27 protein-coding genes are annotated in these 26,858 nt (G+C 70.8%); 15 read left to right on the top strand and 12 right to left on the bottom strand.

From position 1 onward, the window contains the following. Positions 1–2 precede the first annotated feature (2 nt). From LXT13_RS05765 to LXT13_RS05815, 11 genes are all read right to left on the bottom strand, one after another. Positions 3–635 carry a tetratricopeptide repeat protein gene (locus tag LXT13_RS05765; RefSeq protein ID WP_233370717.1) on the bottom strand — a complete coding sequence of 211 codons (633 nt, stop codon included), beginning with the start codon at positions 633–635 and terminating at the stop codon, positions 3–5. After that, positions 632–1,006, bottom strand: a complete 375-nt coding sequence (locus tag LXT13_RS05770; protein WP_233370719.1) for a cytochrome c-type biogenesis protein — start codon at positions 1,004–1,006, stop codon at positions 632–634. Before LXT13_RS05770 ends, LXT13_RS05765 begins: the two co-directional genes overlap by 4 nt. Further along, a complete protein-coding gene (locus LXT13_RS05775; protein ID WP_233370721.1) occupies positions 999–1,526 on the bottom strand; it encodes a DsbE family thiol:disulfide interchange protein in 528 nt (175 codons plus the stop codon). Before LXT13_RS05775 ends, LXT13_RS05770 begins: the two co-directional genes overlap by 8 nt. After that, complete coding sequence (locus LXT13_RS05780) at positions 1,523–3,481, bottom strand: heme lyase CcmF/NrfE family subunit (RefSeq protein ID WP_233370723.1); 1,959 nt, start codon at positions 3,479–3,481, stop codon at positions 1,523–1,525. Before LXT13_RS05780 ends, LXT13_RS05775 begins: the two co-directional genes overlap by 4 nt. Then, positions 3,478–3,897, bottom strand: coding sequence for a cytochrome c maturation protein CcmE (gene ccmE / locus LXT13_RS05785; protein ID WP_233370725.1), 420 nt, complete (start codon positions 3,895–3,897; stop codon positions 3,478–3,480). Before ccmE ends, LXT13_RS05780 begins: the two co-directional genes overlap by 4 nt. Positions 3,898–3,982: 85 nt before the next feature. Further along, entirely contained in the window at positions 3,983–4,735 is a 753-nt protein-coding gene (ccmC, locus tag LXT13_RS05790) for a heme ABC transporter permease CcmC (protein ID WP_233370727.1), read from the bottom strand. After that, positions 4,735–5,397, bottom strand: coding sequence for a heme exporter protein CcmB (gene ccmB, locus LXT13_RS05795; protein WP_233370728.1), 663 nt, complete (start codon positions 5,395–5,397; stop codon positions 4,735–4,737). The genes ccmC and ccmB overlap by 1 nt, the downstream gene beginning before the upstream one ends. Next, on the bottom strand, positions 5,397–6,020 hold the full coding sequence (ccmA, locus tag LXT13_RS05800; protein ID WP_233370730.1) for a heme ABC exporter ATP-binding protein CcmA: 624 nt from the start codon (positions 6,018–6,020) through the stop codon (positions 5,397–5,399). The genes ccmB and ccmA overlap by 1 nt, the downstream gene beginning before the upstream one ends. 147 nt (positions 6,021–6,167) lie before the next feature. Next, complete coding sequence (locus LXT13_RS05805; protein WP_233370731.1) at positions 6,168–6,845, bottom strand: amino acid ABC transporter permease; 678 nt, start codon at positions 6,843–6,845, stop codon at positions 6,168–6,170. Further along, positions 6,842–7,543 (bottom strand): amino acid ABC transporter permease, encoded by a 702-nt coding sequence (locus LXT13_RS05810; protein WP_233370732.1) that lies wholly within the window; start codon positions 7,541–7,543, stop codon positions 6,842–6,844. The genes LXT13_RS05805 and LXT13_RS05810 overlap by 4 nt, the downstream gene beginning before the upstream one ends. 151 nt (positions 7,544–7,694) lie before the next feature. Next, positions 7,695–8,537 carry an ABC transporter substrate-binding protein gene (locus LXT13_RS05815; RefSeq protein ID WP_233370734.1) on the bottom strand — a complete coding sequence of 281 codons (843 nt, stop codon included), beginning with the start codon at positions 8,535–8,537 and terminating at the stop codon, positions 7,695–7,697. Between the two features lie 434 nt (positions 8,538–8,971). Between LXT13_RS05815 and LXT13_RS05820 the strand changes: the two genes are divergently transcribed. From LXT13_RS05820 to LXT13_RS05885, 14 genes are all read left to right on the top strand, one after another. Continuing rightward, positions 8,972–9,445 carry a rhodanese-like domain-containing protein gene (locus tag LXT13_RS05820; RefSeq protein WP_233370735.1) on the top strand — a complete coding sequence of 158 codons (474 nt, stop codon included), beginning with the start codon at positions 8,972–8,974 and terminating at the stop codon, positions 9,443–9,445. A 174-nt stretch (positions 9,446–9,619) separates the two neighbouring features. Beyond that, complete coding sequence (epsC, locus tag LXT13_RS05825) at positions 9,620–10,555, top strand: serine O-acetyltransferase EpsC (RefSeq protein WP_233370736.1); 936 nt, start codon at positions 9,620–9,622, stop codon at positions 10,553–10,555. A gap of 41 nt (positions 10,556–10,596) precedes the next feature. Then, positions 10,597–11,520 carry a family 2A encapsulin nanocompartment shell protein gene (locus tag LXT13_RS05830; protein ID WP_233370738.1) on the top strand — a complete coding sequence of 308 codons (924 nt, stop codon included), beginning with the start codon at positions 10,597–10,599 and terminating at the stop codon, positions 11,518–11,520. Then, the gene (locus LXT13_RS05835) at positions 11,495–13,297 is read left to right on the top strand and encodes a family 2A encapsulin nanocompartment cargo protein cysteine desulfurase (protein WP_233370740.1); all 1,803 of its coding nucleotides are present in this window, start codon (positions 11,495–11,497) and stop codon (positions 13,295–13,297) included. Before LXT13_RS05830 ends, LXT13_RS05835 begins: the two co-directional genes overlap by 26 nt. A gap of 54 nt (positions 13,298–13,351) precedes the next feature. Further along, positions 13,352–14,317 carry an AraC family transcriptional regulator gene (locus LXT13_RS05840; protein WP_233370741.1) on the top strand — a complete coding sequence of 322 codons (966 nt, stop codon included), beginning with the start codon at positions 13,352–13,354 and terminating at the stop codon, positions 14,315–14,317. A gap of 82 nt (positions 14,318–14,399) precedes the next feature. Continuing rightward, the gene (locus LXT13_RS05845; RefSeq protein WP_233370743.1) at positions 14,400–14,969 is read left to right on the top strand and encodes a carboxymuconolactone decarboxylase family protein; all 570 of its coding nucleotides are present in this window, start codon (positions 14,400–14,402) and stop codon (positions 14,967–14,969) included. Beyond that, positions 14,966–16,015 carry an acyl-CoA dehydrogenase family protein gene (locus tag LXT13_RS05850; protein ID WP_233370745.1) on the top strand — a complete coding sequence of 350 codons (1,050 nt, stop codon included), beginning with the start codon at positions 14,966–14,968 and terminating at the stop codon, positions 16,013–16,015. Before LXT13_RS05845 ends, LXT13_RS05850 begins: the two co-directional genes overlap by 4 nt. Continuing rightward, a complete protein-coding gene (locus tag LXT13_RS05855; protein WP_233370746.1) occupies positions 16,012–16,806 on the top strand; it encodes an ABC transporter ATP-binding protein in 795 nt (264 codons plus the stop codon). Before LXT13_RS05850 ends, LXT13_RS05855 begins: the two co-directional genes overlap by 4 nt. After that, a complete protein-coding gene (locus LXT13_RS05860) occupies positions 16,803–18,041 on the top strand; it encodes an ABC transporter substrate-binding protein (RefSeq protein WP_419964653.1) in 1,239 nt (412 codons plus the stop codon). The genes LXT13_RS05855 and LXT13_RS05860 overlap by 4 nt, the downstream gene beginning before the upstream one ends. Continuing rightward, the gene (locus LXT13_RS05865; RefSeq protein WP_419964647.1) at positions 18,038–18,793 is read left to right on the top strand and encodes an ABC transporter permease; all 756 of its coding nucleotides are present in this window, start codon (positions 18,038–18,040) and stop codon (positions 18,791–18,793) included. The genes LXT13_RS05860 and LXT13_RS05865 overlap by 4 nt, the downstream gene beginning before the upstream one ends. A 174-nt stretch (positions 18,794–18,967) precedes the next feature. After that, positions 18,968–19,870 (top strand): TauD/TfdA dioxygenase family protein, encoded by a 903-nt coding sequence (locus tag LXT13_RS05870; protein ID WP_233370749.1) that lies wholly within the window; start codon positions 18,968–18,970, stop codon positions 19,868–19,870. Between the two features lie 69 nt (positions 19,871–19,939). Beyond that, a complete protein-coding gene (locus LXT13_RS05875; RefSeq protein ID WP_419964648.1) occupies positions 19,940–20,947 on the top strand; it encodes an ABC transporter substrate-binding protein in 1,008 nt (335 codons plus the stop codon). A 17-nt stretch (positions 20,948–20,964) separates the two neighbouring features. Next, complete coding sequence (locus LXT13_RS05880; RefSeq protein ID WP_233370752.1) at positions 20,965–21,756, top strand: ABC transporter ATP-binding protein; 792 nt, start codon at positions 20,965–20,967, stop codon at positions 21,754–21,756. Next, positions 21,753–22,622 carry an ABC transporter permease gene (locus tag LXT13_RS05885; protein WP_233370753.1) on the top strand — a complete coding sequence of 290 codons (870 nt, stop codon included), beginning with the start codon at positions 21,753–21,755 and terminating at the stop codon, positions 22,620–22,622. Before LXT13_RS05880 ends, LXT13_RS05885 begins: the two co-directional genes overlap by 4 nt. Positions 22,623–22,658: 36 nt before the next feature. Here LXT13_RS05885 and LXT13_RS05890 read toward each other — a convergent pair whose 3' ends face one another. Next, on the bottom strand, positions 22,659–26,300 hold the full coding sequence (locus tag LXT13_RS05890; protein WP_233370754.1) for a CheR family methyltransferase: 3,642 nt from the start codon (positions 26,298–26,300) through the stop codon (positions 22,659–22,661). A gap of 101 nt (positions 26,301–26,401) precedes the next feature. On the opposite strand from LXT13_RS05890, the gene LXT13_RS05895 reads away from it, so the two are divergent. Next, on the top strand, positions 26,402–26,830 hold the full coding sequence (locus LXT13_RS05895; RefSeq protein ID WP_233370756.1) for a VOC family protein: 429 nt from the start codon (positions 26,402–26,404) through the stop codon (positions 26,828–26,830). The last annotated feature ends 28 nt before the right edge of the window (positions 26,831–26,858 follow it).

The following is a 26,858-nucleotide window of genomic DNA, read 5'->3' on the forward strand; positions in this document are numbered from 1 at the left end:
CGTCAGCGCGCCTGGACCTTGGCGATGCTGTCGCGCACCGACGCCGCCACGTCGCCGTCCGGCGGCACCTCGGCCAGCACGCGCCGCCAGTAGCCGACCGCCGCCGCGGTGTCGCCGCGCTCGAACGCGGCGCTGCCCAGCAGCGCCAGCGTGGGCACGTGGCGCGGGTCGAGCTGCAGCGCGCGCTTCAGCAGCGCCTCGGGCTCACCGTCCAGCGTTTGTCCCTTGACCATCGCCAGCGTCACGGCGTGTTGGCTCAGCGGCTGCGGGTCGTCGGGACGCAGACGCTCCAGCTGCACGTAGGCGGGCAGCGCGTCCTGCGGGCGGCCGAGCTGCTCGCAGGCGCGGGCCAGCAACGCCCAGCCCTCGGCATCATCGGGCGTGCGCTGCAGCCGGTCGGCCAGGCGCTGCACCATCTGCCGGATCGGGTCCGGCGGCGGCGCGGCCGGCACGTCGATGGCGCCGGGGTGGCCCAGCTGCGCGTACAGCCCGGCCGCGGCCAGCGGCAGTGCCAGCGCCAGCACGGCCGCAGTGCGCCAGGCGCGCGGCGCCGGGCCGGCTGCGACAAGCGCGGGCGCCAGCGGCAGCAGCGCCGCCAGTGTCAGCACCACGGCGGCGAGCACGAAGCCCGTCATGGCCGGCTCCCGCGCGACTGCCGCCAGTACAGCAGGCCGCCCAGCGCCAGCAGTGCCAGCGGGCCTAGCCACAGCGGCAGCGTGACGGCGTGAACCGGCGGGCGGTAGAGCACCTGCTCGCCGTAGCGCTGCACCAGCTCCTGCTTCAGGTCGTCTTCGCTGCGGCCGGCTGCCAGGCCTTCGCGCAGCAGCCGCTTCATGTCCAGCGCGAGAGGCGCACTGCTCTCGGCCACGCTCTGGCTCTGGCAGACGACGCAGCGCAGCTCCTGCGCCAGGCGTTCGACGCGCTGGTCCAGCACGTCGTCGCCCCGCGCGGCGACCGTCAGCAGCGCGGCCAGCAGCGCGGCGAGCAGCAGCAGGGCGTCACGCATGCTGTAGCTTCTCGATCAGCGGCAGCAGGCGCTGCTTCAGGTCGTCGGCCGTGACTGGGCCCGTGTGGCGCAGCCGCACAATGCCCTGGCGATCGATGACGAAGGTCTCGGGCACACCGGTGATACCCCAGGCTAGGCTGCCGCGGCCTTCGGGGTCGCGCCAGGTGAAGGCGTAGGGGTTGCCATGGCGCTTCAGGAAGGCCTGGCCCAGCTCGGGCGTGTCGCGGTAGTCCAGCCCCACGATGCGCACGCCGCCCTGCTGCGCGAGCTGGCCCAGCACCGGCATCTCGGCGCCACACGGGCCGCACCACGACGCGAACACGTTGAGCACCCACACCTCGCCCTGCAGCGGCCGGGCGGCGCCGTCCAGCGTGTCGAGCATCGGCGCCGGCGCGGGTCTGCCGATCAGCGGGGACGGCGCTTCGGCCTGCGCGTCGTGCTGCAGCACGCCGCGGGCCAGCAGCGCGACGAGCGCGGCACTGCCGAGCAGCGGGAATAGGGCGGGGAGGCGGAGCTTCATGGCGCGGACAGCGTGGGGGCGAGGGATGTGGCGGGGGCGGGGCGGGTTGCGACCTCGGTGTCTGCTTCAGGTACGGGCTGGCGGCGGCGCCGGGCCAGCGCGCCCCACAGGCCGCCCGCGGCCATCGCCAGCGCGCCGATCCACACCCAGGTCATGAACGGCTTGACCTGCAGCCGCAGCGACCAGCGGCCGTCGCTGCCGGCCTCGCCCAGGCTCACGTACACGTCGCACCACAGGCTGCGCGAGATGGCGGCTTCGGTCATCGCCATCTCGCGCTGTGCGTAGATGCGCTTCTCGGGCGCCAGTGCGAGCGCCTCGCCGTTGCGCTGCCAGCTCAGCCGCGCGCGCGCCGCGCGGTAGTTGGCGCCTTGCACTGCCTCCAGCCGGTCGAAGCGCAGCACATGGCCGGCCACGGCCACCTGCTCGCCCGGTGCGAGGCTCACGTCGTGCGCCTGCTCCAGGCTGCGCACCAGCGTCACGCCCAGCACGAATACGCCGATGCCGGCATGCGCCAGCCACAGCGGCAGGCTGTCGCGCCAGGCCGCGCGCTGGCGCCAGGCCAGCGCCAGCGTGCCGCCCAGCGCCCACAGCCCCGTGGCCACGCCGGCAGCAAGCCACAGCGTGCCCTGCAGCGACAGCGCCAGCACCGCCGCCGCGCCCAGCGCACCGGCGGCCAGCGGCCACAGCGGGCGCAGCCGCTGCAGCCCGGCGACGCGCCAGCGCGCCAGCGGCCCCACGGCCAGCAGCGCCGCCAGCGGGAGCGTGATCGGCGGGAAGACGGTGTCGAAATACGGCGCACCCACCGACAGCCGCGTGCCGCTGACGACTTCCGCCGCCAGCGGATACAGCGTGCCCAGCAGCACGGTGCCGGTGGCCGTGGCCAGCAGCAGGTTGTTCAGCAGCAGCAGCGACTCGCGCGAGCCGAGCGCATAACCCTCGGCCGACGGCGCACGGTGGCCGCGCCAGGCGAACAGCGCCAGCGACCCGCCGACCGACAGCCCGAGCAGCGCGAGGATGAAGAGGCCGCGCGCCGGGTCGCTCGCGAACGCGTGTACCGATGTGACGACGCCCGAGCGCACAAGGAACGTGCCCAGCAGTGACAGCGAGAAGCACAGCAGCGCCAGCAGCAGGCTCCAGCGCAGAAAGCCCGGCCGCTTCTCGGCCACGGCTAGCGAGTGGATCAGCGCGGTGCCCAGCAGCCACGGCATGAAGGCCGCGTTCTCGACTGCGTCCCAGAACCAGAAGCCGCCCCAGCCAAGTTCGTAATAGGCCCAGAAGCTGCCGAGCAGGATGCCCGCCGTCAGCGCCGACCATGCGGCTAGCACCCACGGCCGGGCCCAGCGCGTCCAGCGCGCGTCCAGGTTGTCCTCCAGCAGCGCGGCCACGGCAAAAGCGAAGCCCACCGCGAAGCCGACGTAGCCCAGGTACAGCAGCGGCGGGTGGGCAGCCATGCCGGGGTCCTGCAGCAGCGGGTTCAGGTCGCGGCCATCCGGCGGCGCTGGCAGCAGGCGGTCGAACGGGTTGGACGTGAACGCGATGAAGCCCAGGAAGCCTGCGGCCACGAGGCCCAGCACGCCCTGTACGCGCGCCGCGAACACGACGGGTAGCCCGCCGCCGCGCGCGGCCACCAGCGCGCCCCAGGCCGACAGCATCCACACCCACAGCAGCAGGGAGCCCTCGTGCCCACCCCAGCTGGCGGTGATGCGGTAGCCCAGCGGCAGTGCTCGGCTGGCGTTGCTGGCCACGTAGGCGACGGAGGTGTCCATCCGCACGAAGCTCGCCACCAGCGTGGCGAAGGCCACGGTGACGAGCCCGAAGCCCACGCCCGCCAGCGGTTGCGCCAGTGCCAGCCAGCGCTCGCGGCGGGCCTGCGCGCCCCACAGCGGCAGCACGGCCTGCGCCAGCGCAGCGGCGAGTGCAAGCAGCAGCGCGAACTGGCCGATCTCGGGCGTCATCGCGCGCCCGCCTTCTTCAGTGCGGCCGCGGCGTCTGGTGGCATGTAGTTCTCGTCGTGCTTGGCGAGCACCTCGTCGGCGACGAAGGCCAAGCCCGACAGCCGGCCCTGCGCGACGACGCCGCGACCCTCACGGAACAGGTCGGGCAGCGTGCCTCGGTAGCTCACGGCCACATCCCGCGCGCCGTCAGTGACGTTGAAACGCACGCGGTCGCCGTCACGCTGCAGCGAGCCCGGTGCCACCAGGCCGCCGAGCCGGAAGCGCGACCCTGCCGGCGCCTCGCCGCGGGCGATCTCGCTGGGCGTGACGAAGAAGACGAGGTTCTGGCGGAAGGCCTTCAACACCAGGCCGCCCGCGAGCGCGAGCAGCGCCAGCATCGCAAGCAGCCCCAGCAGGCGCACGTGGCGCGGCTTCATCGGCGGCTCCGCGCGCGCAGCGTCCACAGCTCCCACGCCACGCCCATGGCCACGGCGGCGATCGCGGCCCACACGTACGGGTCGGTCATGCCGGGCTCCCCAGCGCCTGGGGCCAGCGCGCCTCGGAGGCGGCGCGCGCCTGCAGCTGCTGGCGCGAGCGCGTCAGCACCGCCGCCGCCGCATAGGCCCAGAAACCCAGCGTGGCCAGCAGCAGTCCGGCCAGCATCTCCGGCGCGATGCGGCTGCCGGCCGGCGTGATGGAGGCGCCCTGGTGCAGCGTGTTCCACCAGCTCACCGAGAAATACAGCACCGGCAGGTTCAGCGCGCCGACCAGGGCGAGCAGCGCGCCAGCATGGTCGCCGCGCTGCGGGTCGTCGGGCGTGTCGATGGCCGAGGTCAGCGCAATGAAGCCGATGTACAGCAGGGCAAGCAGCAGCGCCGACGTGAGCCGCGCGTCCCACACCCACCAGGTGCCCCAGGTCGGCCGGCCCCACAGCGAGCCGGTGACGAGCGTCAGCACTGCAAACAGCGCGCCGGTGGGCGCGAGCGAGCGCATCAGCACGAACGACAGCCGAGTTTTCCACGCCAAGCCCCACAACGCCCAGAAGGCCATCGCGCCATAGCAGACCATCGCGATCCACGCCGCCGGCACATGCACGTAGAGGATGCGGTAGGCCTCGCCCTGCTGCGCATCGGTGGGCGCGACGAACAGGCCCAGCGCCAGCCCGGCGCCGATGCCCAGCGCCGCGGCGGCCCACAGCAGCGGTAGCAGCCGGCCTGCGAGCGGCAGGAAGTGAGCAGGGCTGGCGTAACGCCAAAGCGGGTGCGGAGCGGTCATCAGTCGAGCATCAGCGAGAGGGCGGCGGAGGTGGCCCACGGCGCAAGGGCCAGCAGCACAGCGAGCCAGGCGCCGAGCAGCAGCAGCGCAGCATCTGCGTTGCTGCCGCCCTGCGCGGCCGCCGTGCCGAAGATCAGCACCGGCACCTGCAGCGGCAGCAGCAGCAGCGCCAGCAGGCCGGCGCCGGCGCGTGCATGTAGCACCAGCGCCGCGCCCAGGCCTCCCAGCAGCGCCAGTGCTGGCGTGCCGAGCAGCAGGCTGAGCGCCAGCGGAACGGGGTCGTCGAGGCCGAAGGCCAGCGCCAGCAGCGGCGCCACCAGCACGAGCGGCAGGCTACCCAGCGCCCAGTGCACGGCGAGCTTCAGCGCGACGGCGGCCGGCCGGGGCAGCGGCGCCAGCCACCACTGCTCCAGGCTGCCGTCGGCCAGGTCCGCAGCGAACAGGCGCGGCAGCGCAAGCAGGCTAGCCAGCAGCGCGGCGATCCATAGCAGCCCGGGTGCCAGTTCGCGCAGTCGCTCGGGCTGAGGGCCCAGGCCCAGCGGGAACATCACGGCAACGGCTACGACGAAGCCCAGGGGCGTCAGCCACTCGGCCGGCTGGCGCCAGGTGTTGCGCCACTCCCGCCGGGTGAGCGCCGCGGCGGCGTCCAGTGCGGCGCTCATCAGAGCGTCCCCAGCGACAGTGTGCGCACCGCTCGCCGCAGTGGCAGCGCTTGGTGGCTGGTGAAGACGGCGCTGCCGCCTTCGTCCGCGTGCCGGTCCAGCCGCTGCGCCAGCCGATCGGCCATGGCCATGTCCAGCGCGGCGAGCGGTTCGTCCAGTACCCACAGCGGCGGCACTCGCGGCAGCCATAGTTGCGCGAGTGCGACGCGGCGGCGCTGGCCTTCGGACAGCTGCGCAAGCCGCAGGCCCGCGGCGTCGTCGAGCCCCACGGGCGCCAGCGCCGCCAGCGCGTCGCCCTCGGTGCAGGGGCGCCCGGCAAGTGCGGCGCTGCTGCGCAGCTGTTCGATGACGCTCAGCACGTCCTTCAGCCCGGGCCGGTGCCCGATGTAGAGCAATGCCTGCCCGACATGCACGCGGCCGACGCGTGGCGTGGTCAGGCCGCAGATGACGCGCAACAGGCTGGTCTTGCCGCTGCCGTTGGCGCCTTGCACCCACAGCAGCTGGCCGGGGTGCAGGGCCACGTCCACGCCCTCGAACAGCTGACGGCCGCCGCGCGACTGACCCACGCGCTGAAGGATCAGCGATGGTGGCGCGGCGGACGGCAGCATGGAGGCGAGGGGCATGCCCGCCACTCTAGGCAGCGCGGCTGTTGCCGCCAACGAAGCAAAACGAGGGAGCTTCATCAGTGGCTGTTGCAGCCACGGTGCGTCAGGCTAGCGGAATCGCGCACGTCGCCGCCGCGAAGGCCGGCCCTGGTGCGACCGGGTCAATCATCGCCGGCCTAGCCGCCGCTCGGCGGCCCGGCCCAGCCGCGTCAGGCCATGGCACATGACGAAGTAGCTGGCGGCCAGGGTCAGGTACACCTCCACCGGCTTCACCAGCACCTGCGCATTGATCTGGTTGGCGATGAAGCTCAGCTCGGACAGGCCGATGATGGTGCCCAGCGACGTCTCCTTGAGGGTGGCGACGAACTGGTTCACGAGGGAGGGCAACATGTGGCGCGTAGCCTGCGGCAGCAGTACCAGGCGCAGCGCCTGGCCGCGGCTCATGCCCAGCGACAGCGCCGCGCCGAGCTGGCCGCGTGGCAACGCCTGCAGGCCGGCATGCACGATCTCGGCGAGATAGGCCGCATCGAACAGGACCAGCGCGATCAGCATGGTGTTGAACTGGTCGGTCTTGTGCCCTGTCACGACGGGCAGGAAGAAGTAGGCCCAGAACACCACCATCAGCAGCGGCGTGCCGCGGATGACCCAGACCCAGGCCGTCACCGGTCGACGCAGCCAGGCCCGGGGGCTGAAGCGGGCCACGCCGAGCAGCACGCCCAGCGGCAGCGCGAGCACCAGGCCCAGGCTGGCCAGCAGCACCGTCAGCGCGAGCCCGCCCAGCGGCCCCTGCGGGTACTGGCCGATGAGAAAGTAAAGCCAGTAGGTGTCGACCAACTCCCTCATCGGCGGGCCCCGCTCGGCGACAGCTTGGCCTGTGCCCACTGCGCGAGGCCCGTCAGCAGCAGCGACACCGACAGATAGGCCACCGTCACCAGCGCGAACGTCTCGAAGCCACGGAATGTGGCCGACTCCACGCGCTGCGCCTCCGTCATCAGCTCGGCCGTGCCGATGACGGTGGCGATGCTGGTGTTCTTCCAAAGGTTGAGCGTCTGCGACAGCAGCGGCGGCAGCGTGATGCGCAGCGCCTGCGGCAGCACCACGAGCCGCATGGCGGCCAGGCGGCTGAAGCCCAGAGCCAGTGCGGCACTCAGCTGCGCCGGCGGCACGGCGCGCACGCCGGATCGGATGTCCTCCGACATGTAGGCGGCCGTGTAGAGCGTGAGCGCGGCCCAGGCGCTGACGACCTCGATGTCGCCCGCGTACACCGTCGCCTTGATGCCCTCGGGCAGCAGCTCCGGCACGCCGAAGTACCAGAACAACATGTGAACCAGCAGCGGCACGCAGCGCACGGCTTCCACGCAGGCCTCGCCTGCGAGACGCGGGAGACGAAGCGGCGAGATGCGCATCAGCGCGACGACGACGGCCAGCGGCAGCGCCGTCAGCAGTGTGAGGCCCGTCAGCAGCAGTGACAGCCGCAATCCGGCCAGCAGCCAGGCCAGGTAGTCGCCGTGCAGCAGTGGCGCGAAGGACAGGTCAGGCATCGGAACAGCACTCCACAAGCAAGACAGCCGCCGTCCCTCGTGAGGCCGGCGGCTGCGATCGGATCAGGTCAGAGGATCAATCCCGGGCTCTGCAGGACCCGGGCCTTCGGTCGGTGTTTAACGGGCCGCACGGCCCGTTCCCGGTCCGTCCTCAGCTCTCGACCTTGTCGCTCTCGATCTTGAACGTGCGCTTCGGGAACTTCAGCCGCGTCTCGGGGCCGTACCACTTCAGGAACAGCTTGTCGGCCTCGCCGCTCTTCTCCAGGCCGGCGAGCGCACCATCGACTTCGGTTTTCAGGCGTTTCTCGCCCTTGCGGATGCCGAGTGCCAGCGGCTCGACGCTGATGTTCTGGTCAAGGATGCGGTACTTGTCCTTGCCGGCACCGAGCTTGGCATGCTGGTCCAGTAGCGAGACCTCGTCGTTGACAAATGCGACGCCCTTGCCCTGCTGCAGGGCCTGGAAGGCCTGCGGTCCGGTGTCGAACGTGACGACGTCGACGCCCGGCACCGCCTTGCGGATGTTGGGCTCCTGCGTACCGCCCTTGATCGTGACGACCTTCTTGCCGGCCAGTGCGGTCAGGTTCTGGATGCCGCTGTCGGCCTTGACCAGCACCTTCTGGCCGGTGATGAAGGTGGTCAGCGAGAAGTCGATGACGGCCTCGCGCTCCTTGTTGTGCGTCAGCGATGCTGCCAGCAGGTCTACGTGGCCCTGCTGCAGTTCGGGGATGCGCGCGGCCACAGCCAGCTGCTTGATCTGCAGCGTCACGCCCAGCTTGGCAGCGATGGCGCGGGCGAGGTCGACCTCGTAGCCGATGATCTCCCGGGTCTTTGCGTCGATGAAGCTGTTGGGCTCGTCGGTGCCGAGCACGCCGACGACGAGTTCGCCCTTCTTCTTGATGTCGTCGAGCTGGTCGGCATGGGCGGCCTGAAGGGCCAGCAGGCTCAGGCCAAGGGCGGCCAGGGATTGGGTCAGACGGCGGCGATGGCGCTGCATGAAATGCGGGTCCTTGTGAGAAATCGAAGCCCGGAGGTGCTCCGAGGCCTTGCATGCTAGAAAGTGAATAGGCCGCTGCCAACGACGCTTTCCGCATGAGCTTGTGCGCCGCGCCCCGCAGCGCGAAGCGCATGAGCTGAGGTGCTTTTCTCCAATGGCGAGATGTCGGCGCGCAGCTATCGTGGCGTCGCGGCTCACGTCGCGTTTTTGCATCGTCTCCTCCACCCGCAAGGTGGATTGAACCCCCGGCAACCGCCGGGGGGCTTTCTGCATGCGCGGCGCGGCGCGATACCGTGGTGGCGGCCGCCGACCGAGGTGGCGTTCATGCGCTCCACGCGGCCTTAGTCGCATTGCGCATAACCGTCCCTGTTTTGCTTCGTTTGCCGCACAACAGGGCGGTCCTAGCCTTGCTCGGTTTTCGCATGAGAGCTGACATGAGCACCACCGTTGTCGAAGAAGCTGAAGTGCTGGCCCGCGCCCGTGAGGCCGGCCGTGCCGTGGGGCTGACGTATGCCGGCGCCGTCGCGCCGCGTGACGCCTGGGCGCTGGTCCAGGCCGGGCAGGCCGTCCTCGTGGACGTGCGCAGCGCCGAGGAGCGGCACTTCGTGGGCCATGTGCCCGGCAGTCTGCACGTGGCCTGGGCCACCGGCACTTCGCTGAACCGCAATCCGCGGTTTGCCAAGGAGCTTGATGCCAAGGTAGGCCCCAAGTCCGGCAACGAGCTGCCGGTGCTGCTGCTGTGCCGTAGCGGCAAGCGCTCGGCGCTGGCCGCCGAGGCTGCCACCAAGGCCGGGCTGGCTGCCGTGTTCAACGTGCTGGAAGGCTTCGAGGGTGACAGCGACGACCACCAGCAGCGCGGCCACTTCAACGGCTGGCGCTTCCACGGCCTGCCCTGGGTGCAGGACTGAAATGAAAACCCGTCTCGCCCAGCTTCGCGGCGCTGCACGAGCGCGAATCCAGTCGGTCCACGGAGGGGACGGCAACGTGCGGTGCATGGATCCCTGGCATCGCCCGCGCCCCGGCGCTCGGCCCGCCATCGACAAGCGCGGCATGCCGCCAGACCTCCTAGGACGAGCATCGCCATGAGTGCCCCTGACGACCTCGGCGACATCGTCAATGGCCTGCGTGCCGCACGGCGGCGCTGGCGCGATGCCCACCGCCGCTGGGGCACCGGCGGCCGCGAGCTGCCTTCGCGCGAGCTGCTCGCAGATGTCGTGGAACAGCTGGCCGGTGCGCTGTTCCCGATGCGCCTGGGCCCGCCCGACCTGCAGCCCGAGGCCGAGGACCACTACGTCGGCCACACGATCGGCACCGCGCTGACGCGCCTGCGCCAGCAGGTGCTGCTGGAGCTTGGCCACGAAGCCCGGCTGCGCGGCGGCGAGCCGCCCGCTGACAGCGGCGCCGCCCATCTCGTCAGCGCGTTCGCGCACAGGTTGCCTGCTGTGCGTGAGTTGCTGGACAGCGACGTGCTGGCGGCCTACCAGGGTGACCCCGCCGCGCGCAGCGTCGACGAGGTGCTGCTGTGCTATCCGGGCCTGCATGCCCTCATCAGCCATCGCCTCGCACATGAGCTCTACCGGCTCGGCGTGCCGCTGATTGCGCGCGTCATCGCTGAACTCGCCCATGCGCAGACCGGCATCGACATCCACCCCGGCGCCACCATCGGCCCCGGCTGTTTCATCGACCACGGCACCGGCGTCGTCATCGGCGAGACGGCCGTCCTTGGCCGCGGCGTGCGGCTGTACCAGAACGTCACGTTGGGCGCCAAGAGCTTCCCGACCGATGGCGACGGCAACGCCATCAAGGGCCAGCCGCGCCACCCCCTCGTCGAGGACGACGTCGTCCTCTACGCCGGCGCGACGGTGCTGGGCCGCATCACGCTGGGCCGCGGCTCGGTCATCGGCGGCAACGTGTGGCTCACGCGCAGCGTGCCGCCCGGCAGCCGCATCTCGCAGGCCGATTCGCAGGCCCACCCACCGGGCGATCCGCCGTCGGCCTTCCAGCCGCTGGCCGCCTGAGTCGTCTTCCTCCTTTCCCACCCACCCGGAGCCTTTTCCCCATGGCTGATACCCAACAGCTCGCTCTCGGCGATGCCGCCGCGCGGCAGCTTGCCAACGCGACCAAGACCGTCCCGCAGCTCTCCACCATCACGCCGCGCTGGCTGACCCATCTGCTGCAGTGGATTCCGGTCGAGGCTGGCATCTACCGCCTCAACAAGGTGGCCGATCCCGAGGCCGTCAAGGTCGCTTGCGCCAAGCGCGACGAGGCCGAGCTGCCCGTCACCTTCGCCGACTACGACGCCACGCCTCGCGAGTACTTCCTGAACGCGGTCGCGACCGTGCTCGACGTGCACACCCGCGTGTCGGACCTCTACTCGAGCCCGCATGACCAGATCAAGGAGCAGCTGCGCCTCGTCATCGAGACGATCAAGGAGCGTCAGGAGTCCGAGCTCATCAACAACCCCGACTACGGGCTCCTCGCCAACGTCGCTGACGAGCAGCGCCTCTCGACGCTGACCGGCGCGCCGACGCCGGACGACCTCGACGACTTGCTCAGCAAGGTCTGGAAAGAGCCGGCGTTCTTCCTGACCCATCCTCTCGGCATCGCCGCCTTCGGCCGCGAGTGCACCCGCCGCGGCGTGCCGCCGCCGACGATCAGCCTGTTCGGCAGCCAGTTCCTGACCTGGCGCGGCATCCCGTTGATCCCCAGCGACAAGGTGCCCGTCAACGACGGCAAGACCAGCATCCTTCTGCTGCGCGTGGGCGACAAGCGCCAGGGCGTCGTCGGCCTCTACCAGCCGGGCCTGCCCGGCGAACAGGGCCCGGGGCTGTCGGTGCGCTTCATGGGCATCAACCGCAACGCGATCGCGAGTTATCTGATCAGCCTGTACTGCTCGCTAGCGGTGCACAGCGACGACGCGCTGGCCGTGCTCGAAGACGTGGAAGTGGGCAAGTACCATGAGTACCCTGACACCTACCGCTGACGTGGTCGAGAGCCCGTTCGACGTGGCCTCGCTGGCCCGGCTGGCCAACGAGCTGTTCGGCAGCCTCAGTACCGGCAGCGCGCCGTCGCTACAGCCCACGGCATCGGCGGGCGGCCTCAACGTGCCGGCCAACCCGCTGCCTCCAGGCTTGCCCAGCGGCCCACTGCCCCAGCCCACGACGACACAGTTCGCCGGCTTCGGCGCCGCGGCGCCCGGCCTCAATCTCGTGCCCTCCGGCCCCGACCAGGCCGCTGCACTGGTCCGTCCGTCGCCCGCCCGCGCGCCGCACGCGCTCGCCGGCAACGGCGTGCCGGACGTGCTGCTGACCAGCGTGCCCGGGATCGACGGCCGCGCCGGCAGCCAGTTGCTGGGTGTGCCGCAGGCCATCACGCCGCCGGCGCGCCAAGCCGCCGCGCCCGAGGGCTACTACTTCCTTGAGCCGGCCGCCGGCACTGCGCCGCAGCAGCCGTCGCTCTACGTGCTGGACCTGCAGCGCCACCCGGGCCCACACGGCCACCACGCCGGCGAGGTGCCGAACAAGCAGGCGCTGCAAGGCCGGCGCCAGCCCTTCGACGTGCATGCCATCCGGCGCGACTTCCCCATCCTGTCGGAGCGGGTCAACGGCCGTCAGCTCGTGTGGTTCGACAACGCTGCGACGACGCAGAAGCCCCGCGCCGTCATCGACCGGCTGACCTATTTCTACGAGCACGAGAACAGCAACATCCACCGCGCCGCCCACACGCTGGCGGCGCGCGCGACGGACGCCTACGAGGCGGCCCGCAAGACGGTGGCGCAGTTCGTCAACGCGCGCTCGGCGGACGAGGTCATCTTCGTGCGCGGCGCCACCGAGGCCATCAACCTCGTCGCCAACACCTGGGGCGAGCAGCACGTCGGCGCCGGTGACGAGATCGTCGTCTCCCACCTGGAACACCACGCCAACATCGTGCCGTGGCAGCAGCTCGCCGCCCGCAAGGGTGCGCACCTGCGCGTGATCCCGGTGGACGACACGGGTCAGGTCATCCTCAGCGAGGCGATGAAGCTCATTGGTCCGAAGACCAGGCTGCTCGCGGTCACGCAGGTCAGCAACGCGCTTGGCACGGTGGTTCCGGTGCGGGAGCTGGTGGACATCGCGCAGCGACACGGCGTGACGACACTGGTGGACGGCGCGCAGTCGGTGTCCCACCTCGCGGTGGACGTGCAGGCCATCGGCTGCGACTTCTTCATCTTCAGCGGCCACAAGATCTTCGGGCCCACCGGCATCGGCGCCGTCGTCGGCCGCAAGGACGTGCTGGATGCCATACCGCCGTGGCAGGGCGGCGGCAACATGATTGCCGACGTAACGTTCGAGCGCACCGTGTTCCAGCCGGCGCCGATGAAGTTCGAGGCCGGCACCGGCAACATCGCCGACGCGGCGGGCCTCGGCGCGGCGCTGGACTATGTGAACCACATCGGGCTGCACCATATCGCCAGGTACGAGCACGACCTGCTGGCCTATGCCACTGAGGCGCTGCGCCCCATTCCGGGCGTGCGGCTGGTGGGCACGGCGGCCGACAAGGCCAGCGTGCTGAGCTTCGTGCTCGCCGGCCACGAGACCTCGGCCGTGGGCGCCGCGCTGGCGGAGGAGGGCATCGCGGTGCGGTCCGGCCACCACTGCGCTCAGCCCATCCTGCGCCGCTTCGGGCTGGAGGCCACGGTGCGTCCGTCGTTCGCGTTCTACAACACCTGCGACGAGATCGACCACTTCATCGCCGTCGTGCGCCGCCTCGCGCGCGCTTGATCGCCGCGCCAGCCAGGCAGCGTCTCATACGCTGCTGGGCCTTCTCTTACTCACATGCCGTCGACGCTCCCGCCTTCCGCCGCCACCGATGCCCTGACGGACCGGTTGCTCGCACTGCTGCAGTGGCGCAGCCGCATCTTCCACGCCGGCCGCTACTGCGGCCACTGGCGCGCGTCCACAGCCGGCCACCAGCTGGCCAGCTTCCATTGGGTCATGCAGGGCGCCTGCTGGCTGCACCGGCCCGGCCACGAATCGCGGCGGCTGCAGGCCGGCGAGGGCGTGTGCCTGCTGCGCGACGAGCGTCATCACCTGAGCCCGCATGCCGAGCCCGCTGCCGTCGGCGCCGGCCCGCTGCAACCGATGCAGGCGGCGAGCTGCGCGGCGGCCCGCGGCGAGGACAACACCGACTGCGCGCTGGTCTGCGGCTTCGTGCAGTTCGACGGCCCGCAGGCCGCGGTGCTGGCGGCGTCACTGCCTGCCGTGCTGTGGCTGCATGACGGAGACGGCGCCCAGCGCGCGCTGTTGCCGCTGCTGCTCGCCGAGGCCCGCCGGATGCCGGACCCCGACAGCCCCGGCCCGGTGCTGCAGCGGCTGTCGGACCTGCTGCTGATGCTGGCGCTGCGCGAGCCGCTGCACCAGGCTTTGCAGCCGCGCGCTGCAGGCCGTGGCGCCCACGGCCTGATGGCGCTGGCTGGCGAGCCCGCACTGGCGCCGCTGCTGCAGGCGCTGTTGGCCGACCCCGCGGCCGACTGGACCGCCGAGCGCATGGCCGGCGAGCTGCATTTGTCGAGGGCCAGCTTCTTCCGCCTCTTCACGCAGGCCGTCGGCCAGCCGCCGGCGCAGTTCCTGCTGGCGCTGCGCATGCAGCTCGCAGCACAGCGCCTGCGCGAGGGTGTCAGCATCGCGCGCACCGCCGAACAGGTGGGCTACCAGAGCGAATCGGCCTTCGCGCGCGCTTTCCAGCGCGTCAACGGCGCGCAGCCGGGGCATTTCCGGCGCCAGCATGGCGCCACACACTGAGCAGCTGCACTGAGACGGGCAGGCAGAAACTTGAGACGCGCGACACTGGCGGCTCTCGCGTGCCCCGGCGAACATTGCTGCCATGACTGCCACCCGCTCCCGCCTCCCCCGCCTCGATGCCAACACCGCGCCGACCGCTGCACAGCCGCTGGTCGCCAAGGTCATCGCCAACAACGGCTTCCTGCCGCACCTGATCGGCACGCTGGCCAACGCGCCGGTGGCGCTGGAGACCTACCTGACGGTCTCCGAGATCAACAGCCGCTCGTCGCTGGACGTGGCTGCGCGCGAGGTCGTGCAGATCACGGCGGCGCAGCTCAACGGCTGTGACTTCTGCGTAGCCGGCCACAGCGCGCTGGCGCTGAAGAAGGCCCAGCTGCCTGTGGACACCGTACAGCGGCTGCAGGCCGTGCAGCCCACGGGCCACGCGCGGCTGGACGCGCTGCAGGCCTTCACGAAAGCCGTCATCGAGAACCGTGGCGCCGTGCCTGATGCGGCGCTGCAGGCCTTCCTCGGCGCCGGCTTCGGGCCGCAGCAGGTGCTGGAGGTCGTGCTGGGCGTGAGCCTGGCCACGCTGTGCAACTACGCCAACGTGCTGGCCGGCAACGAGATCAATCCCGAGCTTCAGCCCTATGCCGCGGGTCAACTGAAATGAACGATACGCTGGACTGGCTGGACGGCCACGCGCTGGCACTCGACGAAGGCGACGTTGCGGCGGGCCAGGCGCTGCTGGGCCGGCTGGGCCGCAGCGGCTTGCTGCGCGTGGGCGTGCCGGCGGCGCAGGGCGGCACCGGCGGCAGCCTGGGCGACGCAGTGGATGCGATCGCGCAGGTGGCGCGCCATTCGCTGACGGCGGCTTTCGTGTGCTGGGGCCAGCGCGCCTTCATCGAGTACTTGCTGCAAAGCCCCAATGCCGCGCTGCGCGAGCGAGCGCTGCCAGGGCTGCTCGGCGGCGAGGAGGCCGGCGCGACCGGCCTGTCCAACGCGATGAAGTTTCTCAGCGGCCTGGAGCAGCTGGGTGTGCGCGCATTCGGCGCCGGCCCGTGGACACTGCAGGGTCGCGTGCCCTGGGCCAGCAACCTCGGCACGCGCTTCTGTGTCGCGCTGGCGGTGGCGCGCGACGACGGTGCGCCGCCGTTCGTCGTGGCCGTGCCGGCGGACCGTGCCGGCGTCGCCCGCAGCGCCGACCTGGACCTGATCGCGCTGCGTGGCAGTCAGACGGCCGCGCTGACGCTGGCCGATGTGCCGATCGATGACGCCGACGTCATCCACCCGGTGGCGCGCGAGTTCCTGCCGCGCGCGCGGCCGGCCTTCCTGGGCCTGCAATGCGGGCTGTCTATCGGCCTGGCCGAGGCCGCGCTGGGGGCGGCGCGTGAGCACCTTGGCCCGGCGCGGGCCGTGCTGGGCACGCCGCTGACCGACGCCGAGGCCGCACTCGCCGCGCATCGCGCCGAGCTGCTGCAGGGCCTGGCCGAAGGCCGCTTCCTGGCCGATGCGCCCGCGCTGTTCCGGCTGCGCATTGCGCTCGCGCAGGATGTGCAGCAGGCGCTGCAGCTGGAGCTGCTCGCCAGCGGTGGCCGCGCTTATCACCGCGACCAGCCGCTGGGATTTGCGCGCCGGTGGCGCGAGGCGGCCTTCATTCCCATCGTCACGCCCAGTCTCAGCCAGCTGCAGGGCGAACTGGCCAAGCTCGCGGCATGACGGCCCCCGTGCTTGCCGTGCAGGGCCTGCAGCTGGGCCATGCCGGCCAACCGCAGCCGCTCGTCGACAGCCTGGACCTGCAGCTGCAAGCTGGCGAGATCGTCGCGCTGCTGGGCGCCAGCGGCTGTGGCAAGTCCAGCCTGCTGCGCGTGCTGGCCGGGCTGGAGCGGCCCTGGGCGGGCGAGATCCGCTTCCAAGGCGAGCCGCTGACGAAGCCGCATCCGCGTGCCGGCCTGCTGTTCCAGCGGCCCGGGCTGCTGCCGTGGCTGAGCTGCGCGGGCAACGTCGGCTTCGGCCTGGGCTTCCGGCACCAGCCGCGGCTGGCGCGAGCCGAGCGGCAGGCGCGTGTCGCGCACGCGCTAGCCGACGTGGGCTTGGCCGACGCGGCGCGGCGCTTCCCGGCGCAGCTGTCCGGCGGCATGGCGCAGCGCGCCGCGCTGGCCCGGGCGCTGGCCCGCGAGCCGCTGCTGCTGCTGGCCGACGAGCCGTTCTCTGCGCTCGACGCCATTACGCGCGAGGAGATGCAGGCGCTGCTACGCCGTCTCGTGCACGCCTCCAACACCGCCACGCTGCTCGTCACGCACGATGTCGACGAGGCGCTGGCGCTGGCCGACCGCCTCCTGTTGCTGGGTCGCGCCGCGCCCGGCGAGCCGGCCCGGCTGCTGCAGGCCTGGGGCCCCGACCGACCCGCTGCACGCGAGCCCGTGTTGCAGGCGCTGCGCGCCAGCAGCGGCCGCGACGTTGCCAGCGATCCACTTCCCGAACCGGCCCCATGGGCCGCCTATCCATGAACGATGCGTCCCGTCTTCCCTATCAGCACCTGTGCGCCGGCGTGGGCTGCGACTGCGGCTTCACGCGCCGCGACTGGCTGCGGCTGACCGCCCTGTCCGCGGCGGCGGCGTCTCCGCTGCTGCGCGCGGGTGACGCCGCCGCGCAGGCCTTCAAGGGCGATGATCAGCCGGTGCGCATCGGCTACCTGCCCATCACCGACGCCACACCGCTGCTCGTCGCCCACGGCCGCGGGCTGTTCGAGGCCGAGGGTCTGAAGGCCGAAGCGCCGCGGCTGTTCCGCAGTTGGGCTCAGATCGTCGAGGCCTTCGTGGCCGGGCAGATCAACGTCATCCACCTGTTGTCGCCTGCCGCGCTGTGGGTGCGTTATGGCTCTAGGTTCCCGGCCAAGATCGTCGCGTGGAACCACGTCAACGGCTCGGCGCTGACGGTGGCGCCGCAGATCCAGAAGGTGGCCGACCTCGGCGGCAAGACGGTGGCCGTTCCGTTCTGGTATTCCATCCACAACATCCTGCTGCAGGCGCTGCTGCGCAAGGAGGGCCTGGTGCCGGTCACGCGCCCGCGCGAGGCAGCGCTGAAGGCCAATGAGGTGAACCTCGTCGTGCTGCCGCCGGCCGAGATGGTATCGGCGCTGGCCTCGCGCGGCATCGCGGGCTTCATCGTCGCCGAGCCGTTCAACGCCGCGGCGGAGATCGCCGGCGTGGGCCGCGTGCTGCGCTTCTCGGGTGACGTGTGGAAGGACCACGCCTGCTGCGTGACCTTCCTCGCTGAACGCGACCTCGTGCAACGCCCCGAGTGGACGCAGCGGGTGACGAACGCGCTCGTGAAGGCGCAGCTGTGGACGCGGGACAACCTCCTCGAAGGATCCAAGCTGCTGTCCAGCACAGGCGAGCGGCGCTACACGCCGCACAGCGTGCAGGCGCTGTCCAAGGTGCTTGCCACCACCGACTACGCCAGCTACGAGGCCAGCGGCGTCGTGCAGCACCGCGGCTGGACGCAGCGCCGCATCGACTTCCAGCCCTATCCGTTCCCGAGTTACACCGAGCAGCTTGTCAAGCTGCTGCGGCAGACGCAGGTGGAGGGAGACCACCGCTTCCTTGAGTCGCTGGACCCGGCCTTCGTCGCGCGTGACCTGGTGGACACGCGCTTTGTGCGCCAGGCCATCGACGCCGTGGGCGGACCGGCGCGCTTCGGCCTGCCGGCCAGCCTGCAGCGCCAGGAAGTGTTGGCACCGTGATCCGCTGGAGTCGTGCGGCCTGGCCGCTGGCCGGTGCGGCGCTGGCTTTGCTGGCCTGGCAGGCCGCCGTTTCGCACATGGCAGCCGACAACCCGATCGCCGCCGGCTTCGGGCCGCTGCCGGCGCTGCAGTCACTGTGGCTGCTGCTCCCGAGCGCCGACCTGTGGATGCACCTTGGCACCAGCCTGCGTCGCATCGGCATCGGCCTGGGCGCGGCACTCGTCGTCGGGCTGCCGCTGGGGCTGCTGGTGGGACTGTCGCCGCGGTTCGCGCAAGCTACGACACCGCTGTTCCAGTTCCTGCGCATGATCTCGCCGCTGTCGTGGATGCCGCTGGCCGTCATGGCACTGGGCGTGGGCGATGCGCCGGTCTACTTCCTGCTCGCATTCGCAGCCGTCTGGCCCATCGTGCTGAACACGGCCGCCGGTGTGGCCGCGCTGGACCCACAGTGGCTGCAGCTCGCGCGCAGCCTCAGCGCCACGCGCAGTGAGCTGCTGCTGCAGGTGGTGCTGCCGGGCAGCATGGCCCACGTGCTCGCCGGCGTGCGGCTGGCGGTGGGCGTGCTGTGGATCGTGCTGGTGCCGGCAGAGATGCTGGGCGTGTCGGCTGGGCTGGGCTACCTGATCCTCGATGCGCGCGACCGCCTCGCCTACCCGGACCTGATGGCGCTGATCCTAGTCATCGGCGCGCTGGGCTGGGCCCTGGACGCCGTCGCCCGTGCGCTGCTGAGCGCCTGGTCGCACCAGCGCTGAGCCACCCACGTTCCTCCCTGCTTCTGCGCCGTAGGGTGCCGCGCAGGCGTCGGCTGCTCGCCCGCTGAATCCGGCGGCGCGCCATGCGGCCACCGCATAAGGGCCGTCGTTTTGCTTCGTTGGCGGGCGCTCCGCACGGGCCTAGCCTTCCAGGTTCTCCGTTAGAGGACCGTCATGAGAGACACCGTCCTGGCAGACGCGGCAATTCGTCCGCCGTCTCCCACGTCAAGCATCGAGATCCGCCCGCTGCCGGGCACGTTCGCCGCCGAGGTGCGGGGCCTGGACCTGAGCCGGCCGCTGGCCGACGACGACTTCCGCCGGATCCATCGCGCGCACCTGGACCACCATGTGCTGGTGTTCCGCGACCAGCGCATCACGCCCGGCCAGCAGGTCGCGTTCAGCCGCCGCTTCGGCCCGCTGCAGATCCACGTGCTGCACCAGTTCCAGCTGCCCGGACATCCGGAGGTGCTGGTGGTGTCCAATATCGTAGAGAACGGCGAGCCCGTCGGCTTGGGCGACGCGGGGCACTTCTGGCATTCGGACCTGTCGTACAAGGAGACGCCCAGCCTCGGCTCCATGCTGCTGGCGCAGGAACTGCCCAGCGAGGGCGGCGACACCCTGTTCGCCGACCAGCATGCCGCCTGGGTGGCGCTGCCGTCGGCGCTCAAGCAGCGCGTGCGCGGCCTGAAGGCCGAGCATTCCTACCTCGCCAAGTACGAGGAGCTGCGCGCGCGCAGCCCGTGGCGGCCCAAACTCAGCGAGGCCCAGGTGGCCGAGGTCAAGCCCGTCGTGCACCCGGTCGTGCGCACGCACCCGGAGACTGGTCGGCTCGCGCTGTTCGTCAGCGAGCACTTCACGACCCGCATCGTCGGCCTGCCCGACGACGAGAGCCGTGCGCTGCTGGCCGAGCTGTTCGACCACACGACGCGGCCTGAACTGCAGTACCGACACCACTGGCAGCCGGGCGACATGGTGTTCTGGGACAACCGTTCCGTCACCCACCTGGCCACCGGCTGCCCGCCCGAGCTGCGCCGCCGGCTGCACCGCACCACCATCGAAGGCGACGCGCCTTATTGAGCGCTTCTGTTCGCTTCGCGAGCCCCTCGGGCGGCACCGCTGAGCAAGACACCACATCTGGAGAATGAGTTGACCGTTCGCACGATCCTGCGCCGCCTGGCGTTCACCTACCTCGTCGCGCTGCCACTGCTGGCGCAGGCCGAAGGGCGCATCCGCATCGCCGAGCAGTTCGGCATCGTCTACCTGCTGCTGGACGTGGCCAAGGACCAGCAGTTGATCCAGAAGCATGGCAAGGCGCAGGGCCTGCCGGAGCTGCAGGTCGAGTTCGTCGAGCTGTCCGGCGGCGCGGCCGTCAACGAGGCGCTGCTGTCGGGCGGTATCGACATCGCCGGCGCTGGCGTCGGCCCATTGCTGACGATCTGGGACCGCACGCATGGCAAGCAGAACGTACGCGGCGTGGCGTCGCTCGGCAACTTCCCGTACTACCTCGTCAGCACGAACCCTGCCGTCAAGGGAATCGCTGACTTCGGCGACAAGGACCGCATCGCGACGCCGGCGGTCGGCGTTTCGGTTCAGTCGCGCATCCTGCAGCTGGCCTCCGCCAAGCTGTGGGGCGATGCGCAGTTCAACCGCCTGGACAGGCTGCAGGTCGCCTTGCCCCATCCCGAGGCCACTGCGGCGCTCATCAAGGGCGGCACCGAAATCAGCGCCCACTTCGGCAACCCGCCCTTCCAGGAGCAGGTGCTGGCCGGCAACCCGGCGGCGCACATCGTGCTGAAGAGCTATGACGTGCTTGGCGGTCCGGCCTCGGCCACCGTGCTGTACGCCACGGAGAAGTTCCGCAAGGACAACCCCAAGACCTATAAGGCTTTCATCGACGCACTGTCGGAGGCCGCACGGCTCGTGAAGGCCGACCCGGAGAAGGCGGCGGACATCTACCTGCGCACGAACAAGAGCAAGGTGGACCGGGCGCTGCTGCTGAAGGTCATCCGCAACCCCGAGGTGGACTTCAAGGTCACGCCGGAGAACACCTATCCGCTCGCGGAGTTCATGCATCGGGTGGGGGCCATCAAGAACCGGCCGGCGTCCGTGAAGGACTATTTCTTCGATGACGCCCACATCGCCAACGGGAGCTGAACATGGTGGCCACGGGCATGCTTGAACACGCCGCCGTGGCGGCCACCGCGTCGCCGCTGCTGCAAGTCCGGGGTCTCACGCTGGAATACCGCGCGGACCGCCAGCGCATCCGGGCCACCCACGAGGTGAGTTTCCAGGTGCAGCAGGCCGACCGCTTCGTGCTTCTGGGCGCCTCGGGCTGCGGCAAGAGCTCGCTGCTCAAGGCCATTGCCGGCTTCGTGCCGGCCAGTGCGGGCGACATCCTGCTTGACGGCCAAGCCGTGCACGGCCCTGGGCCTGACCGCGTCGTCGTCTTCCAGGAGTTCGACCAGCTCCCGCCCTGGAAAACGGTATTGGACAACGTCGCCTTTGGCCTGCTCGCATCCCGCCAGTGCGCGCGCGACGAGGCCTTGCAGCGTGCCGGCGAGGCGCTCGCCACCGTCGGCCTTGCGCGCTTTGCCGATGCCTACCCGCACCAGCTCAGCGGCGGCATGAAACAGCGCGTGGCCATCGCGCGAGCGCTCGCAATGCGCCCGCGCGTGCTGCTGATGGACGAGCCCTTCGCGGCGCTGGATGCGCTGACGCGGCGCAGCCTGCAGGAGGAGTTGCTGCGGCTGTGGCAGGAACTTCGCTTCACGCTGATCTTCGTCACCCACGCCATCGACGAGGCACTGCTCGTCGGCAACCGCATCCTTCTGCTGTCGCCGCACCCAGGCCGCGTGCGTGCCGAGCTGGACGCGGCCACGTTCGGCCTGCACAACGCAGGCAGCGAGGCCTTCCAGACGCAGCAGCAACGCATCCACCGCCTGTTGTTCGAGCCCGCACGATGAACACTTTGCCCGCCTCCCGCCCCGAAGTCCTCTTCGAGCTGCCGCCGCTGCCTGCGCAGGCAGCCGAAGTTCCTGTCGGCCTGGCGCAGCGTCTGTGGCAACGCGACGGCCTGCGCCAGGCGCTGGTGCTTGTCGCCATCGCCTTGCTTTGGGAGGCCGCTGCCCGCTGGGCCGGCAACGACTTGCTGCTGCCCGGCTTCCTGCAGGCCGCCGCGGCCTGGTGGGACGACCTGTGCAACGGTGAGCTGCTGACGCGCACCGGCATCTCGCTGGGCCTGCTGCTGCAGGGCTATGGCCTGGGCATCGCGCTGGCGCTGGGCCTGTCCGCCGCGGCCGTGGCGACGCGTACCGGGCGCGACGTGCTGAGCGCCCTGACCGCTCTGTTCAACCCGCTGCCGGCCATCGCTCTTCTGCCGCTGGCGCTGCTGTGGTTCGGCCTCGGCCCGGGTAGCCTCGTGTTCGTGCTCGTTCACGCGGTGCTGTGGCCGGTGGCGCTGGCGACGTTGTCGGGCTTTCAAGGCGTGCCGGAGACGCTGCGCATGGCCGGGCGCAACTACGGCCTCACCGGCCTGCGCTACGTGCTGCACATCCTCGTGCCCTCGGCGCTGCCGGCCATCCTATCGGGGCTGCGCATAGGTTGGGCGTTCGCCTGGCGCACGCTGATCGCCGCGGAGCTGTTCTTCGGCGCCTCGTCGGGCCGTGGTGGCCTGGGCTGGTACATCTTCCAAAGCCGCAACGAGCTGATGACGGACAAGGTCTTCGCCGGCCTGGCCACCGTCGTTCTGATCGGCTGGCTGGTCGAGCGCTTCGTGTTCGACACGATCGAGCGGCTCACCGTGCGACGCTGGGGCGTGCAGCGGCAGTAACAACAGCCGTTGGGCGCGGCTGCGGCTGCGGGGCGTTCAGGGCTGGCGCACGCGGTCGCGCGCCACGCCCAGCCAGCCGATCAGAGCCTCGGCGTCCACCGGCTTGGAGGCATGCTCGTCGAAGCCGGCGGCCAGCGCCATGTCGCGGTCCTGCAGCGACGACAGGCCCGACAGCGCGATCGCATAGCTACGCGGCCGGCCATCGCGCATCTCGCGGCTGCGAACGCTGCGCATCAGCTCGAAGCCGTCCTGGCCGGGCATCGCCAGGTCGCTGACGATGGCGTCGAAGCTGTGCCGGTCTAGCACCGCCAGCGCCTCGCTGACCGAGGCGGCCGTCACGACGCGCGAGCCCACGAGCCCGAGCAACTCACCCAGCGCCTCGCGTGACTCTGCGTCGTCGTCGACGACGAGCACCTCCAGCCGCAGCGCGCCGCCCACCGGCCCGGCCACCGGCTGCGGGCGGGCCAGCACGGCGGGTTCGTCCAGCGCCGGGAAGCGCATCAGCACGCGCAGGCCCTTGCCCAGCCCCTCGCTCAGCGCCGTTACGGTGCCGCCGTGAGCCTGCACCAGGTGCTTGACGATGGCCAGCCCCAGCCCCAAGCCGCCGTGCTCGCGCGTGCGGCCCATGTTGGCCTGCATGAAGCGCTCGAAGATGTGCGGCAGATGTTCGTCGGCCACGCCGATGCCGGTGTCTGCCACCGACAGCTCCAGCAGCCCGCCCAGGCGCGTCAGCGCCACCTCGATGCGGCCGCCGGGCGGCGTGAACTTGATCGCGTTGCTGACGATGTTGCTGACGATCTGCTGGAGCCGGCGCGCGTCGCCGCTGACCCGGTGGCCCAGCCGCAGGCCGCTGCCTGTCAGCGTCAGCTCGCGCGCCTTGGCGGCCGGCAGCATGCTTTCCAGGACCGCGAGCACGGCCTCGCCGAGGTCCACCGGATGCTTGTCGATCGCGAAGCGGCCTGACGTGATGCGCGAGGCGTCGAGCAGGTCGTCGATGAGCTGGGCCTGCGATCGGCACTGGCGCAGGATCGTGGCGATGGCCTTGCGCTCGACGCTGTCGGTCGCGTCGGCCTGCGTGCGCTCCAGTACGGATGCCCAGCCGGAGATGACGTTCAGCGGCGCTCGCAGCTCGTGCGACACCAGCGCCAGGAACTCGTCCTTGGCGGTGTTGGCCTGCTCGGCCTCGGCCCGCGCGGTGTCGGCCCGCGAGACGGCCGACTTCAGGTCGTCGATGTCCTCGAACACGATGACGGCGCCGTCGATGCGATCGTCCGACGTGCGGTAGGCGCGCACGTTGACGAGCCACCAATGGCCGCTGGCGTCGCGGTACTCGGTCTTGGTGGCCGCCAGATCCTTGACCGCCACGTCCACCATGCGCTCGATGTCAGCGATGGCGAAGCGCGAGTTCAGCGTCGGCATCGCCTGGCCGACGCTGCCTGGCTGCAGGTCGAATAGCTCGGCCGCCTGCGGTGTGAAGTGGCGCAGCCGCAGCTGGCGGTCCAGCAGCAGCACGGCCAGCGGCAGGCCCTCGACGAGGTTGCCGAGGTCGTCGTTCGCGACGGCCAACTGGTCATTGCGGACCTTCATCTCCTCGTTCAGCGAGTGCAGCTCCTGGTTGGTCGACTCCAGTTCCTGCTTCGCGCTCTGCAGCTCCTCGTTGGCGCTCTGCATCTCTTCGTTGGCGCTGAGCATCTCCTCGTTGGACGTGCGCAGCTCCTCGTTGGCCGACTCGAACTCCATCACCATCGTGCGCAGCTGCGCCTGGGCCGAGTCCAGCTCGGCCGACAGCGTCACCACCGTGCGCTCCAGCTCGCTTTCGCGGTTGCCCTGACCGGTGAGGGCGGACTCCAGCGTCAGCGCGCCATCGCGCTGCTCCGCCAGCGTGACGAGGAAATGCCGTGACTCCGTGCCCACCGTGAAGGGCAGGGCCTCCAGCGCGTAGACCCGCTCGTCAACGACGACGCGCTCGCGCCGCACCGGCCCGCCCGACTGCTTGGCCTCCAGCAATGCGGTGCGCACCGGCACGTTGAGCTCGGGGCGCAGCAGCCGCGCGAGCGACAGCGTGGCCTCGCCCGTTACCGGCGCGATGAAGCCCGACACGTCGCCGCGGAACTGCACCACGTCGCCGGCATCGTTCACGGCGAAGCCCGGCGGCGCGTAGCGGTCCAGCGCGCAGTGGGTCACGGCGGCGTCGACGTGGTCGGTCTGTACCTTGGCGCGGCCGCCGCTGTCGTCGCGCGGGCCGGCCCAGGGAAGCATGGCCTCGGCCGGCCAGTGGCGCCGCGAGCGCTTGCCGTCGGCCATCTTGCGGTAGAGGTGGGGTGCGCCGGCGTGCTCGAAGCCCTGGGCTGCTGACGCCGCCTCAGCGCGGCCCAGTAGCACATGGCCATCCTGTCGCACGGCGTAGTGCAGCACGCCCATCACATGCTCCTGCGCTTCCTTGCGCAGGTAGATCAGCATGTTGCGGCAGCTGATGAGGTCCATGCCCAGGAAGGGCGCGTGCGTCATCAGGTTGTGCCGCGCGAACACGCACATCGTGCGGATGTCCTTGCGGATGGCGTAGTGGCCGGCAGTCTGCACGAAGCCCTTGGCTACGTAGGCCGGCGGCACGTTCTCCACCGCTGCGGCTGGGTACAGGGCGGTGCGCGCCGTCTCGATGCTGACCTCGTTGATGTCGGTGCCGAAGATCTGCACCTTGGTGTCCAGCCCGCCGGCATCCAGCGCTTCGCGCAGCAGGATGGCGATCGTGTAGGCTTCCTCGCCAGTGGAGCAGGCAGGCACCCAGACGCGGATGGGGTCGCGCCTGAGCTCGATGAGCTTGGGAATGACGGTCAGCCGCAGCACATCGACGAATTCGGGGTCGCGGAAGAACGCCGTCACGCCGATGAGGATGTCGTCGCGCAGCGCCTCGGCCTCGCGCGGGTCGGCGCGCAACTGCTGCAGGTAGGCCGGCACGTCGCGGTCCTTCTTCAGCATCACGCGGCGCAAGAAGCGGCGGCGCAGATTCACGTCCTTGACGTAGCCGAGATTCGTGCCGGTGCGCTCCTGCACGAGGGCCAGTGCCGCGGTGAGGTCGTCGACGTGGTCGGCGTCCGTGTCGGCAGCCGCATTGCCGAATCCCTCCAGCAGCCGCGTGGCGATGTCCTTGGGTGCCAGCACCGCATCCACCAGGCCGGTGTTGATCGCCGCCACCGGCATGCCGTCGTGGCTGGCCGTGGCCGGCGCCTGCACCAGCACCAGCGCGCCACCCGCCTTCAGATCGACGATGCCGGAAGCGCCATCGCTGCCGATGCCCGACAGGATGACGGCGGCGGCCTGGACGTCCGGATCCTGCGCCATCGACGCCAGGCAGATGTCGATCGGCATGTGCGGCCCGGGGGCGCGCTTGGTGATGCGGAAGTGGCCGTCCAGCGCTGTCAGGGTGGCGTCTTCCGGCAGCACGTAGACGCGGTCGTGCTCGATCTTGCGGATGTGGGCCAGCCGCTCCACCGGCATGGCAGTGTGCCGCTTCAGGATACCGTCGAGCTGGCTTTCCTGCGTGGGGTCCAGGTGGCAGATGACGAGCACGGCAAATCCTGGCCGTTCCGACAGGCCGGAGAGCACGGCGGCGAAAGCGTCCATGCTGCCAGCCGAGCCGCCCAGAACGGCGACCTTGACGGGCTCTTGGTCTTGTTGCATCTACTAACTCACCGGGTCATCGGCATGCCGGAGTCTAGCGGCCTGGGCGGGCGGCGCCGGCCTAACATCGAGAACCCATCCACCCGTTCCGCGGAGCCCGTATGGAAGCGCAGCAACTGCAACGAGGCCGGCTCATCGACCACCTGCATCTCGTCGTGCGAGACCTGGCCGCCAGCCGGCGTTTCTACGAGACGGCACTGCAGGTGCTAGGCGTGCCTCTCGGTGGCAGCGACGCCGACTATTTCTGGGCCGACGAGCTGTTCGTCTCCACGGCGGAGAGCCATGCCGCCCAAGGACAGCTGACCGGCCGCGTGCACCTGGCCTTCCAGGCGCCAAACCGTGCCGCGGTGGACGCGTTCCATGCGGCGGCGCTGGCCGCCGGCGGCCGCGACAACGGCGCGCCCGGCGAGCGCCCCTACCACCCGGGCTACTACGCGGCGTTCGTGCTGGATCCGGACGGCAACAACATCGAGGCGGTCTTCCACGGCGAGTCGCGGCGCAGCGCGCCATCGGTCACGATCCGCTTCTAACGGCATCCCGCGGCAGGCCGGCGGCCCT

Origin of the sequence: Pelomonas cellulosilytica (assembly GCF_021353265.1) — a bacterium.
GTDB lineage: Bacteria > Pseudomonadota > Gammaproteobacteria > Burkholderiales > Burkholderiaceae_C > Pelomonas > Pelomonas cellulosilytica.